At 44.7% G+C, this 14340-nt stretch carries 6 protein-coding genes; all 6 read right to left on the bottom strand.

Translation table 11 applies throughout. The features are described 5' to 3' along the window. The coding region (locus AS141_RS26995) for a PKD domain-containing protein (protein WP_157243372.1) at positions 1–6785 on the bottom strand (6785 nt) is incomplete at its 3' end. A gap of 171 nt (positions 6786–6956) precedes the next feature. After that, a complete protein-coding gene (locus tag AS141_RS03305; protein WP_057936177.1) occupies positions 6957–7541 on the bottom strand; it encodes a phage tail protein in 585 nt (194 codons plus the stop codon). Positions 7542–8514: 973 nt separating this feature from the next. Then, positions 8515–9156, bottom strand: a complete 642-nt coding sequence (gene pdeM, locus AS141_RS03295; protein ID WP_057936175.1) for a ligase-associated DNA damage response endonuclease PdeM — start codon at positions 9154–9156, stop codon at positions 8515–8517. A 17-nt stretch (positions 9157–9173) separates the two neighbouring features. After that, positions 9174–11606, bottom strand: coding sequence for a ligase-associated DNA damage response DEXH box helicase (locus AS141_RS03290; RefSeq protein ID WP_057936174.1), 2433 nt, complete (start codon positions 11604–11606; stop codon positions 9174–9176). Further along, complete coding sequence (locus tag AS141_RS03285; RefSeq protein ID WP_057936173.1) at positions 11603–13195, bottom strand: ATP-dependent DNA ligase; 1593 nt, start codon at positions 13193–13195, stop codon at positions 11603–11605. Before AS141_RS03285 ends, AS141_RS03290 begins: the two co-directional genes overlap by 4 nt. A gap of 3 nt (positions 13196–13198) precedes the next feature. Continuing rightward, positions 13199–14191, bottom strand: coding sequence for a ligase-associated DNA damage response exonuclease (locus AS141_RS03280; RefSeq protein ID WP_057936172.1), 993 nt, complete (start codon positions 14189–14191; stop codon positions 13199–13201). Positions 14192–14340 lie beyond the last annotated feature (149 nt).

The following is a 14340-nucleotide window of genomic DNA, read 5'->3' as shown; positions in this document are numbered from 1 at the left end:
GCTGCGGGGATGATCTCAAAGTCTGCACCTGTAAAATCAATTGTGTAGTTAGCCCCTGCGTCTAAGGTTCCCTGCTGAATTGGATAGAATCCGACATTTTCACCTACAGCTCTCGTCAGAGTTCCTGTCAGAATACTTTCATCATCCCCTCCTTCAAAACCAGAAGCTGTATAGGTGAATATAGGATCAGCTTCACCATAGATTTTATTCTGCCCGGCAACAGCTGTGATTTCAAGTGTCTTTTTCGACGTGGTAAAAGTCACTTCATTGCCGTAGGTAGTAATTCCATTTAGGTTAGTACTGTAGGCTCTAACATAATAAGCAGTATTGACCTGCAAGCCTGTAACAACCTCGCTGAATAAATTGCCTGTCAAAGTCATTGTAACTTTGGAATCTGAAATATCAGGATTGGAAGTGGTTGCATACACAATTCCTGTTTCCTGCGCACAATCCAACCCATTCAATAATTCACCCCCCAGTTCTGCACTTGAGTGGCTTACTGAGGTTGGATTTGAAGTAGCTAGAGCTGCAGGAGTTGGCTCAGTAAGGACAACTGATTTGGTTACCGAACATCCATTTGCATCAGTGATTATCACGGAGTAATTTCCTGCAGAAAGTCCATTTATGGTTTCCGTTGATGCTCCATTGTTCCATTGATAGGTAAACGGCGCCAAGCCTTCATCAGGAGTGGCTGTTAGGGACCCGTCAGATCCACCGTTACAAGTCACGTTGGATGGTATTATTGAAGCTTCCAACACATTAACTTGGATCAGATCTGTCTTTGTCAGGGTTCTGGAACAACCATCTAAGTCATTTACAGTTAATTTGACTGTGTAGGTTCCAGCGCTGGCATACTCATGGGTTGGGTTTTGCTGCGTAGAAGTAGCGCCGTCTCCAAAGTCCCATGCCCATCCTATTATAGGAGCACTTCCAATGGTACTATTTGTAAATGCCACAGTAAGAGGCCCGCATCCCTCGGTGATATCCGAAGAAAAATCCACATCAGGGCCTATTACCTGTATATAATTGGTCTTTGTTATTGTTTTGGAGCAAGAGCCACCGGTTGTAGTTAAGGCTACAGCATAAACACCAGGATTTTCATAAATGTGGGATGGATTCTGATCAGTTGAAGTATTTCCATCCCCAAAATCCCAATCCCAACTTTCTGCCCCAACAGATAAGTCTTCAAAGTCTACTGTTAGCGGACCACAACCAAATGTTGTATTCGAAGTAAATTCAGGACTTAACTCATAATTAGAGACAACTTTTTCAATTGTAGAAGAACATCCATAGACCGTATCTGTCACCGTCAGTTTAACTGTGAATTCCCCATAAGCCGTGTAAGAATGAATAGGGTTTTGGGCAGAACTTGAGGATCCATCCCCAAAGTCCCAGGCCCACACATCAGGAGAGGTGGATTGATCAGTAAAGAAAACCGTCAATGGACTAGTGCAGCCTTCAGTAGGACTGATAATGAAATCAGCCTGGGCATTACATTCGTTTTGATCAATGGTGATGGACAAAGCTGCAGAAGGTGAACTAATGTTTCCTGCTGCATCTGTTGCAGTAGCGGTGATTGCATAAGTCCCATCTGCAAAGGAAGAAGAAGTAAAACTCCAAATCCCAGAGCCATCAGCAGCGGTGGTACCCAAAGAACTTCCATCACCGAATACTTCCACGGAAGCATTGGCTTCAGCAGTTCCTGTGAATGTAGGTGTATTATCTGCGGTAATATTATCGGTATTACTTACACCTGTATCACTCGCATCTGTCAAATCAGGTGTGGAAGGACTTGTCGGTGGTGTTTGGTCCAAAGTTGCATTAGATGCGGTGACTGCAGCCCCTTCATTATTCCCAGTATCTGTTAAGATAACCTCAAGTGTCAAAATACCATCGCTCAATGTGCTAACATCCACAGGGATCTGTTGCGCTGAACTATTGATAGGCAAAGAACCAGTGATAGTCGCTATACCGCCATCACCACTGCTCGAAATGCTATAATCGACGGTAGTGTTTACTTCTGCATTTGCAAGAGTGAATGAAGTATTTGAAGATTCAGCAGCATTGATTAACGCATCATCCCAAGTCACTGAATAGCCTGCTGGAGCAGTGGCATCTTTTGTGACTGTAGTAGTCACATCCGGCCCAACATTTCCCGCATCATCAGTCAAACTGATAGCTAGGGTAATGGTTCCATCACCCAAGGATGTCAAGTCATACCCTGCCCCTGCGTTGTCAAAAATCTGAGTTTCCGAGTTTACTGATGCTGTTCCAGTGATCGGTGTTCCACTGGTTGAAGAGCTGAATTCATAACTGAGCGTAGAACCGATTTCTAGTGCTGATCCTTCAAATGCTATTGTTCCGACATTGACGGTATTAATGATTGATTGTGTACCCAGTTCAAATGAAACAGAATAGCCACTTGGGGCAACCGCATCCACCAATACCTGATCGGTAGCCTCTACACTATTTAATGTGAGGTTGGCGTTGTTACCAGCGGCATCCCTTACAGTTCCGCTGTTAAGTGACAAACTGCCTACGGCAATCCCATCATTATCCTGATCGTCGGGTAGAACGGTATATCTGAAGACCAGGGCACTTGTACCAGAACCTGATACATAACTTGCCTGGACAGTACTTGCACCAATTGTAATACTTATCTGAGGACTTCCATTCACCACTACCGCTTCTGATAGATTCACCGTAAAATCAAGGTTTTGACCTGAGGAATAGGTCCCACTTGCCGGTACGGAAACGTTGGTAACAGTTGGAATTACTCCATCAATCATTATTTCTTTCTGTCCTGATAGGGAATTGGTTGATCCCGCAGGAGGAAGGCTGATTATTGCAGCATCCCCTGAAATATTTTCTATAGAAGCACCGTTAAGTACGAATGCGTTTGGAGCTGTATAATCCAAATCGGACGAGACATCTCCCTGCTGGACGGTATAGTCAAAAATCAAAACATTGCTTCCGGAGCCGCTCACGTAATCTGCTTCCCGATCCGTACTTCCTGTTTCCAACGTTAGGAATGGCCTTCCTCCTGTTGTATTTACAGTAACAGCCTGATCAAAATTGACAGAAATAGAGAGTTCATCTCCGACCTTATAAGGACCGTTTACAGCACTGCTTGTGACTAAAGTCACAATTGGATTGACAGAGTTTACAGTTATTGAAACTACATCAGTATCGGTCAGTGCACCACCTGAGCCTGAAAAACCTTGGTCATTGGATGAGATAGTAAGGCTTGCAAGGCCATTATACCCTGCATTTGGGCTGAATATAACTCCATTAAGTGCCGTATTGATATCATCAATGGTGCCCACAAACATCATCGTACCATCATTTACTCCTGATCCTACCGAGAAACTCAAACCAGCAGTACCGGATAAGGAAACCAATCCATTGGTGGCGGTAAGTGTGACCTGCATTTCATTTGATCCCGCATCCACATCACTTACACTGATCAGGTTTCCATTACCACTGGAGAAAACTAGAGCTGCGTCCTGATCAGTTTGCTGCGTTCCCGGAACAGTGTTTACAGGAGCATCATTTACTGCTGTGACAGTTAATGTAACATCTGCTTGATCACTCAGTGCCCCACCATTACCTGTATTACCATTGTCATTGATGTCAATGTTCAGCTGTACCTCGGAAGTTGCATTCTCATCGGTTGTGAACTCCAGATTTTCCAAAGCTACATAGGCATTGATATCAGCGATGCTACCTTCCAACAGTAAGGAAGTCGGGGATCCTCCCACTGTTACTCCTGCTCCTGAATCTGCAGACAAGGTTCCACTGTCTACAGTGAACAGCACAGTCACAGGTAAGGAGCCTGCATCTGCATCGGTAAAACTGATTGCTGTCAGAGGTGAGCTTTCGTCTTCCATGATGCTGATGCTGGCGGGAAGTGTAACTGAGGGCGCATCATTGATCGATGTTACAAAGATCCCAGGATTAGGAACAGCATCAGAGGTAGCACCATTCTCATCTTCAACAAAGACACTTACAATTCGGGTATTTCTAGTGTTGCCCAACCCAGGGTCATCTGTGAAATTTCTAAAGATAACGGTTCTTAAGGCAGCCTGCATTTCAGCCGCTGTTCCTGTTCCTGTCAAGGTTAGCACCCCTGTACTTGTATTGTAGTCTATTGAATAAGGCCCGGGAGAAGCTACACTTAGTTCATCACCAGCTACAGAGGATAAATTTGTTAGTATTGCTTTAGTGATATTATCCCCATCCGGATCGCTGACAACAATAAAAGGTTTTAATATGGTAGGCGGATTCCCTTCTCTCCAGAAAACATGACCTTCTGTATTGCTCACCACAGGTGAATTGTTTACTGTCTCCAGAACATCAAAGTAGACAGTCGCCGTGTCACATAAAGACGGAGTTCCATTATCGCAAACCTGGTATACCACGCTGTCCGGTCCGCTATAATCATCGTTTGGTGTATAGGTGAAACTTCCATCTGCATTTAACACAATTGTTCCGTTTACCGGGGCGGTTACCAATGAAGCGGTCAGCGTATTACCTTCAGGATCAGAATCGTTTGCCAATACATTCCCTGTCTGTGGAGTGTTTTCATCTACATCATAATTATCATCAACTGCTTCTGGTGCATCATTAACTGGGGTAATATTGATACTGACTGAGCTTATGAAAATATCCGTCCCCCCACCAGACCCGGTATTCCCGTTATCGTTTATGGATACGTTTACTGAAGCTGCGCCGGTTCCACTGAGGTTGGCATCTGGCCTGAAATAGACATTGGTAGGCACATTGATATAATTATTCAAATCGGTCAAGTTACCTGTCAGGGTTAATAAACCTGTTAGGTGGCCAGAAATCGTGATTCCTGTTCCTGTCGCTATATCAAATACACCACCTGTTGCTTCCAACTTAAGTGTCAGTTGTCCACTTTCCGCATCTATATCACTAATTGTGGCTGCTGAAATATTAAAAGGGTCCTCTGTAGAATCTTCAGTAACAGTAACCGAAGACGGCAATCCAGTAATGGTAGGGTCATCATTGACCCCCGCAATAGCAAAAGTTACCGAAGCGTTATTGGAATTGGCTGTTCCATCATTTGAAACAAAAGAAATCGTACCAGCATTGGTGCCGTACAAATTAGGTGCAGGGGTAAAAGTAGCAGCATCCAGAGCCGCATTGATATCGGCTAGTGAACCGGAAGCCGTGAAGTTGGCTGAGCCATTTGTGCCACTGCTGAAGCTGATGCCTGAGGTCCCCAAGGATACAGTTCCACCTGTGACAGTAAAGATCACAGACTGATTATCCCCATCAGCATCATTTACCTGTATATTGTCTGCCAATGCCACATTGGTCTCGTCTTCATTTACTGTAGGAGCCGAAGGCGCGGTGGCAACTGGTGCGGAATTGGGTAATGCTGGGACCGGAGTACCTACCCCAATATTGTTGATTGCTATATAGGAATCCGCACCGTCAGCCTGATAAATTCTAATTTCATCTACGTCAGAGAATTCAGTGGGAAGATTTCCAGGATTGGATAATGATACATATGAACCATCTGTATTTCCCGCAAAGTCATAAGTAGCTTTAGATGCCCCATCTTTGTAGGCTTCAACCGTAAAATCTGCCCCATTATAATTTCCCCAATCATGAAAATCCAAACTGTTTAGTGAGAATTCAGCCCCACTTTCTGATTTAATAGACCACCCGTAAAATGTAGTATTTGATTCGGCTCCATATACAATGATAGCTGGGTAACCTACCCAATCGGGCTCAGAACCATCGTGGTATTCCAACAGGCCGGTATTAAGATGCGTACCTGTATTATTGATAGGGTAAGCTTGTATATTTATGTCGCTAATCGGCACTGATCCACCATCCCCGTCTCCGGCAATCTTGTCCCCAAAACCGCTATTACTTGAAAAAGACAGTATTGGATTAGTGCTTAACAGCACTGGCAAAGCAGTGGTGGTAAAATTCTGAACCCCACCATACACCGTGCCTACACTATTTGTTGCATATGCCTGATAATAATAAGTAGTTGAAGCATTCAGTCCTGTCGCCGAGACGTTAAAAGTCCCTGTACCACTGCCAGATGCTAGATTCGCCACACCACCTTCACCTAAAGTGGGTGTAGCATCGCTTGCAGAATATACAAATCCTCTGGCAGTCACAGTGGCACCACCATCAGCGGTTACATTTCCGCCAAGTGTAGCGGATGAGGCATCAACCGATATTGCCGCGGAAGTGGTGACCGTCGGAGCAGAGAAAACTGGCACGCTCCAAGTGAAATTATCTATGTTGACATTCCAAAAATCGGTTGCGGTAAGTTGGATTTGATCCACCAAAGTTCCGGAATTGACTGTGATAACCTGTCCGGTAGCAACAATGCTGGAAGTTCCCACAGGTGATCCTGATTTATATCCCTGAACTGTAATAGAGGTTCCTGTATCATTCCGCACAAATAAACTTGTAAAAACAAAAAGTTGGCCATCACTTCTTGCAATTAATACTTTTTCAGTTGTACCTAAATTAGGAGCAAAGGACCTCAGATCCAATGAAGGGCCATTTGACTCACCATAATTCGGAAGGAATGCAAAGTCTCCCCCATCACCATCGCCGGTAAACAAAAAATTAAACACAGTTCCCCCGATAGTTCTATTTAAAGAAGTCACTGCATCTGGGCCATCATCAAAAGTTTCGGTATACGTTTGGCCATATAACTGGGCAGTATAAAAAAGTCCCATCACTAGGAATAAGAACTTTCTGAAATTAGTTTTGTAAAATTTTTCCATAGTTGCTACTTCCAAAATGTCAATGAGCAATAAACATCTCTTAAATTTTTAGCCTATTGTTCCAGAAGCTCTGGAAAACAATTTTGTTAATTAGATAGGTAATTGGTAAAAGTAAAATCAGGCGGAACCGAAGCCCCGCCTGAAACTTGAAATTAAAAGGTATACAAGGAGTTATTCCCTAGAAGGATATATTCCGGAAACACAAATAATATAATTGAGTGCAGTATACGGCTGCATGTTATTGACCGGAAGTCCGGCGCCTGTAATACCAACTGTCACATTGCCAGTCACAGTAGCCCCTGTGTTCATAGCCACATTCGGGGCCTCTGCATTATAAATGTTAATCCCTCTTCCTCCATTGGTGCTTGCTCCTAGGGTTGTTGCACCATTGGTACCCGGAATCTGCTCTGTTCCTTCGACATTAGAGGCCTTCACGGTAACTGCGGCATCGTTTAAGCCTGCAATATGGTTGTGCGGCGGAATATTTGGGACAAGCAAGGTATTGTTCTCAGTTCCTGACATTTCGCCCAATGTTCTGTTAGACAATCCAGGTCCCTGCCCAGGGCCTAATGGCACTCTACCTCTAAGGTCAGGCAACGCAAAAGTTGTCACTCCATCTCCACCATATTGGGTGCCCAATAGTGAAAACAAGGCGGAATTTTGCGATATGGCCAATAACCGACCATCACATGCCATGAATCCCCGGGGTATGAAATTTCCGGCAAACAATTTGATAACTGCTAAGTATTCTTCCATAGACGTTTTTTTTGGTAAAAAGTTAATTGATTAAATTATATAGTTTTTTTAGTAAAAAGCTCGGTTTCGATGCATTTATCCTTGTGGTTACGCCATTCGACATCGTATATAGAACACTCCGTAAAACCCGAAAAGTATCCCATATAGGATTTATTCAATTGTTCAACATTTATAAAACAAAATTAGGTCTCGCAAAAAAAAGAGACATGGTATATCTGTTAAACAATCGAAATATATTAAATAAAACTATCTAGACCAAACACTTATTTTACAAGTATCCATTCCATAATGATGATTTTTGTTATTAAAATATTAAATACATAATAAATGCATCAAAATACATATTATTAACTACATAAATTTACAAAAGCTAAATATTCCCAATAAGAGATAAGAATTGTCTAATGGTATTTAAATAACTTCACACTGAACCTCAAATCCTCCTCAGCATTGCCTGGTTTCCCTATTGCAAAAATAGCACTGCCTCCTCCCTCCTTCAGCCTTTAAGCAAAAGCCTTCGTCTGTAATCAGGATTGAATTGCCTGCCTACAGGCATTGTTGCCAGTACTTTTCTTAGCAGTCCCAAAGGAACGGTTCATTTTCTTTCCAGATGTTTCAACCTCTGGAAAATTGAATTGAAAGGTGGGTGATATGTAATTTACCAATTCGAAATCTCTCTCTTGATCTGGATCGATCGTGTTGAAGCAATTCCCTACGATACTTTTGAAGGGTAAAAGCATCCCCTCTTTCTGCAAGGAAAAACTTATTGTCCACTCCCTCGCGCTCCCTTGCACCCTAAACACCTAACTACCTATAATATAAAAAAAGAGCTCTCCAGTTCAGGTAATCAGTCTCACTGGGATCCAGCTTTCGGAGAATCAGAATTCTAGGAGCTTATCGCAGAGACAGTCCCGGTTTTTGGGGAATAGGCATAATTTACAGACCTAGGTTAGGACCACCCACAGAATCATTTCTAAGACAAGGCAATGACTTCATCTGAAAATACCGGGAAGACTTTCACCCCGGATGCTTTCTTGAGAATATGTAAGCCAGTTAAGTGACCGAAGGCAGGCAGGATCAAATTCCCATTGTGATAATAGAAGCAGGGCAACCGGTAGCTTTGTCTGCCTTTGCTTTTTATCAACACCCCTGGGTGGATATGACCAGATATGATCAGTCGTCCATTTCGCCCTCTCTCTTGGGGCTCATGGGTGAAAAGTAGATGCTCTCCCACTTCATATTCATCTACCACCCTTATGCTGGTATCCTCCATCACTGAGGCAGGTAAAATATCATGATTTCCCTTAGTCAGGATGAAATGGACAGCTGGATACCGCAGAAGAAATTCCTTCAGTTCCAGCCATTCATTATTGAAGCTACTGTGGAATAAATCTCCCAAAAACACGACGGTCGCAGGATTTAAGGCAGTGATCAATTCATCCATGCGCTGGAGGTCAGCCGATAGTATAGGCGATGGAATCATAATTCCTGCTTTTCGGAAATGTGATGCTTTCCCAAGATGGATGTCTGCAACTACAAGTAGCCGATTTTCAGGTAAAAAAGCGGCTTTTTGTGGTAATAACTGTATTAATTCTTCTTTGTAATAAAAATCCATAGTTCATCCGGCAACACTCATATTTCCAGCCGGTCTTTAAGTTTACCCAAGCGGGTCTGCCAGTCTTCGTTGCTGTACCTCTCCCGGAAGGATTCTGCGAAAATAGGAAAAGAAAAGGGTGTAAGCCTAGAAGGAAAGGTCAAATTAACCGCATGGGCACTGATCCTTTCAAAAGCGGCATACATACGGGCAGATTCCAGTTGAAAATCCATCACCTCATCGTATGCCTGTCTGAGCAGGAGATTGGCCGGATCATAATCTTCAAAAACGGAAAAGAATAAGGCTGAATTTGCCTGAAGATGCCGCGTCTTAATAGGTTTGCCCGGGTATCCCTGAAAAACCAGACCTGCAATGCTTGCGATATCCCTGAATCTTCTGCGCGCCATTTCGGTAGTATTGATCCCCAACCGGATATCATCAAGTAAATCATCCGTGGTGAAAAGTCCCGATTCCAGAGCGTCCTCCACAGGTATGGGTGTATCGCTTAACAACTCAAACCCATATTCATTTGTAGCAATGCTAAATGTAGCCGGCTTTACCTTACTCAGGCGAAAAGCAATTACAGCCGCCATTCCTTCGTGTACAAATTTCCCTTCAAAGGGATATACAAAAAGGTGATGCCCATACTTGGTCTGGATGCTTTCGATTAGAAGTGTGCCCTCAGCAGGAAGTGCAGAGAGCTCTTTTTGCTTGGAAAACAAGGGGAGCAAAAAATGCAGTTCGGGATTTCTCCGGGTGATTGGCTGGTGGATCATGTCCATGGAATGCCGCAATGCCCGGCCAAGATCCACTGAAAGAGGCAACCTTCCTCCCATCCAGGAGGGAACTGCACCTTTTTTGCCGGAATTGTTTCTCACAATTGCCTGCATCTCCCTTACCATGATCAGTTCCAGATTTTTTCCGGAAAACCAAAATGCATCTCCCGGCTTCAGCCGGGAAATAAACCACTCTTCTATGGTCCCCAAGTATTTTCCGCTCATGAATTTCACCTGCATCATTGCATCGCTCACAATTGTCCCTATGTTGAGCAGATGCCTGTGGGCGATTTTACGGTTGGTTACACGGTAAACTCCCTGATCAGCCACGACTTTATGAAACTCATCATAGGCTCCCAGTGAACGCCCGCCTTTGGTAATCATCCACAGGCATTCGTTGAATTCATCTTTGCTGACGGAAGAAAAACAATGCGTGCTTTTCACTTCTTCGTAGGTCTGCTCGGCTTTGAATCCTTCCGAAATCGCCAAGGTAACCAGGTATTGGATCAGCACATCAAAAGAGCGGACATAAGGGATACGCCGTTCCATCATCCCTTCCTTCACAGCAAATTTCAATGAAGCTCCTTCCATAATCTCCAACGAATGCGTAGGTAAGAAATAGATACGGCTCAATGCGCCTGGCTGATGCCCACTTCGCCCTGCCCGCTGGAGAAAGCGCGCTATGCCCTTTGGCGATCCTATCTGCACCACTGTATCTACGGGTCGGAAATCCACACCAAGATCCAGACTGCTGGTACAAATCACAGCTTTCAATTTACCTTCATGGAGCGCAGCCTCCACCCAAACGCGGATTTCATTGCTCAGCGAACCGTGATGAAGGGCAATCACACCTGCCCAGTCTGGCTTCAGGTCCAGTACCTGCCTATACCAGATTTCTGCCTGGGACCGGGTGTTGGTGAAAAGCAACGTGGATTGGCTTTGCTCAATCAACGGGATAACCTTTTCGGCCATATGAACTCCTAAGTGACCGCCCCAGGGAAAACGCTCCAGTACATCGGGAAGTAACGTTTCAATCTTAAGCTTCTTTTTAATGGCAGATTTGATCATAACCCCTTTGTTTTCCGGACCCAGCAAAATTTCTTTAGCCTCTTCCAGATTGCCGATGGTAGCAGAAATCCCCCAGATCCTCAGCTTTGGATTAAGTGCTTTCAGGCGACTCAAAGCCAACTCAACCAGCACACCTCTTTTACTGCCCATGAGTTCATGCCATTCATCCACTACCACAAATTCCAGCTCTGAAAAATACTCCGTATAGCCTTTGCCCGCCAACAGGATATGAACACTTTCGGGGGTGGTCACCAGTGCCTGGGGAGGTTTTTTCTTTTGCTGCAGCCGTAGCTTGGTGGAAGTATCCCCGGTACGCAAGCCAATCTCATAATCCAAAGCCATATCAGCACTGACCAGATTGGTAGCCGAATGGATTTCACTGGACAGTGCCCTTAGCGGCGTGATCCAAAGGCAATGGAGTTTTCGCGTATCCTTTCCTTTTTTTACTTTTCTCTGAATGTAGTAATGATAAAGTACCCCAAACCAAATAGCCATGGTTTTGCCGTATCCTGTAGGGGCATTGAGCAGGCCGGATCGCCCCTTTGCAATTGCATCCCAGGTCTTTTTTTGAAAGTCATGGGCAGTCCAGCCTTGGTCAGAAAACCATACATCTGCAAAGGGGTTCATGGATTTTGAGCTTCTATTAATTGCTTCAAGTCATTTATAGTATTGGCCGCTTTGGCGGATTTATCCTTCCTCCACCGTAGGATTCTAGGAAAGCGGAGTGCGACACCTGACTTATGCCTAGAACTGGAATTGATTCCTTCAAAGGCAATTTCAAATACGAACTCAGGTCTCACACTTCGTACCGGACCAAATTTTTCCAAAGTATTTCTTTTTATCCAATTATCCAGCTCATTGATTTCCTTATCCGTCAATCCCGAATAGGCTTTGGCAAAAGGCACCAGAAGATCTCCGTCCCAAACAGCAAACGTGTAATCTGTGAATAAATTTGCCCTCCTTCCGTGGCCGCTTTGGGCATAGAGCAATACCCCGTCTACGGTCATGGGATCTGTTTTCCACTTCCACCAGTTTCCTCTCCGTCTGCCTACCTCGTACGTGCTGCTTTTTCTTTTAAGCATCACCCCTTCACAATGGAATTCCCGTGCATTTTTCCTAAAAGCCGCTACTTCCTGCCAATCATTAAACTCCATAGCTTCCGAAAGCAATAACTTCCCCTCTGTATGCTCGGAAACAATTTTCTTGAGCACCTCCCGCCTGTCCACCAGATTTTTTTGCCTCAAATCTTCTCCTTCCCATTCCAAAACATCGAAACAAACCATGACCAAGGGGACTTCCTTTAGGTATTTGGGCGAGATATTCTTTCTACCGATTCTGGTCTGCATCACCTGGAAAGGCAATGGAATGTCATCTTTCCACGGGATTATTTCCCCGTCTATCACCGTACCGTTGGGAAGGGAAGTCTGCAGGGATCTGAACTCAGGAAATTTATCGGTCAATAGTTCTTCCCCCCGGCTCCACACAAAAATCCCATCGTTTCTGACAATGATCTGTCCGCGTATCCCATCGAGTTTTTTCTCTATGTACCATTCACTGATTGGCCCGAGATTCTCCGCATCGGTATCCAGTTGATAGGCCAGGAAAAAAGGATATGGGAGGTACGGTTTATCCAGGTGGCTTTCTTCCGAAAACATGGAGGCCATGGATTCCTCGTAGGGATTCCATTTCCCCATCAATTGGTGGGCAATGGAGGTCTGCTCCTGACCCAAATAGGTAGCCAGCGCTTTGATCACCAATTGACGGGAGACCCCCATTCTGAAATTTCCCGTGATAAGCTTGTTGAATACAAACCTCTCCTCTAGCGGGGCACCCATCCAATAGGATATGATCAGTTTTTTCTTTTCATCAGATGGCAGATCAGTCAACCGGGAAAGAAGCTCCAAAGTATCTTTTAGGGTAAAATGATGCTCACTTTGTTGAGCAGGCAGCATCAAAGCTATGGCTTCAGCCAGGTCTCCCACCGTGTAATACGACTCTTCAAAAAGCCACATAGGCAGGTCCGCCAGTTGTGCGGCCCATACTTTCAGCTCCGCCGTTTTCACAGGTCTTTTAGGTTTGTTACCGATCAAAATGGATACTGCGAAAATCTTGTCCTCTTCCTTCGCAAAGGTAAAATACTCTACCATAGCCAGGATTTTCTGGTTGGTTTTCGTAGTCTGGTCCACGGCCGTAAACATTTTGGTAAATGCCCTCATAACTCATTCAAGGTCTCCGGTTGCAGGTTCAAATTGTGTTTTTATTTCCGTGGCATTCAGTCCATAACGCTCTCTCAGCCATTTTGCATAGGTAGCCTGATACCCATGGGTGACGTAGATATTTTCGGCTCCGGTAGCCAGAACAGCCTCATTGAGCTGTGCCCAGTCACAATGATCTGACAAAACAAATCCCCGGTCCACCCCTGCCCGTCTTCGGGCCCCTCTCAGCTGCATCCATCCGCTGCACACGGCCTTGCGGGAAGGGGAGAATTTCGTGATCCACGGCGTGGATAAGGCGGAAGACGGTGCTACGATCATAGCTCCTTTTATGGTTTTTCGATCCGTCTCGGGTGTGACCCAGGTCCCCGGAAAATTGTAACCTTCTGCCTGGAATGCATTGGTGACATTTGCCACAGCTCCGTGGAGAAAAATCGCCCCGATGCTTTGGTCTAACTGATGGAGAATGGATTGGGACTTTCCCAAGGCGTAGGCGATGATAACCGAATTGAATCCTTCCGCTGCATTTTGCTTCCACCATCCGTTGATGCTGGCATAAACCTTTTGAGTAGCGGGGAAATTATAGATAGGAAGACCAAACGTGGATTCTGTGATGAAATGGTGACATTTCACCGGCTCAAAAGGGACGCTTAGCCCATCAGGGATCAATTTATAATCTCCTGAAACCACCCATATCTCACCCTTATATTCCAGACGGACCTGAGCTGAACCGATAATATGCCCTGCAGGATGCAGACTGATCTTTACCCCATTTTTGGAAATTGTTTGGTTATAAGCTATGCCCTGAACAGAAATATCCGGCCCCAACCTTAGGCGAAGAATAGTCAACGTATCCTGATGACAGAGGTAATGTCCATTGCCAAATCTTGCATGATCACTATGTCCGTGTGTGATGAGGGCATTCTTCACCGGCTTCCAGGGGTCGATGTACACATCGGCTCTCGGACAATAAATGCCTTTCTCAGTAAATTCCAGCATGGGCGTTGGTATAGTTTATCGTAATATCACCATCAGGAATACAACTTCCGTTCCTAGCCGTATGTTTGCCTGCTGCAGGAGTACTATAACGGGAAGGTTTACCTGCTAAAAAGATGCTTTTTCACAGGATTTCCTTCGTACCATCATGC

Source organism: Algoriphagus resistens, assembly GCF_001442615.1.
In the GTDB taxonomy this organism is placed as follows: domain Bacteria; phylum Bacteroidota; class Bacteroidia; order Cytophagales; family Cyclobacteriaceae; genus Algoriphagus; species Algoriphagus resistens.
This window is presented reverse-complemented; position numbering and strand designations above follow the sequence as displayed.

Bases quoted from the DNA above. Each gene is read 5' to 3' on its own strand.
- AS141_RS03305 (WP_057936177.1), bottom strand. From the start codon at position 7,541: ATGGAAGAATACTTAGCAGTTATCAAATTGTTTGCCGGAAATTTCATA.
- pdeM (WP_057936175.1), bottom strand. From the start codon at position 9,156: ATGGATTTTTATTACAAAGAAGAATTAATACAGTTATTACCACAAAAA.
- AS141_RS03290 (WP_057936174.1), bottom strand. From the start codon at position 11,606: ATGAACCCCTTTGCAGATGTATGGTTTTCTGACCAAGGCTGGACTGCC.
- AS141_RS03285 (WP_057936173.1), bottom strand. From the start codon at position 13,195: ATGAGGGCATTTACCAAAATGTTTACGGCCGTGGACCAGACTACGAAA.
- AS141_RS03280 (WP_057936172.1), bottom strand. From the start codon at position 14,191: ATGCTGGAATTTACTGAGAAAGGCATTTATTGTCCGAGAGCCGATGTG.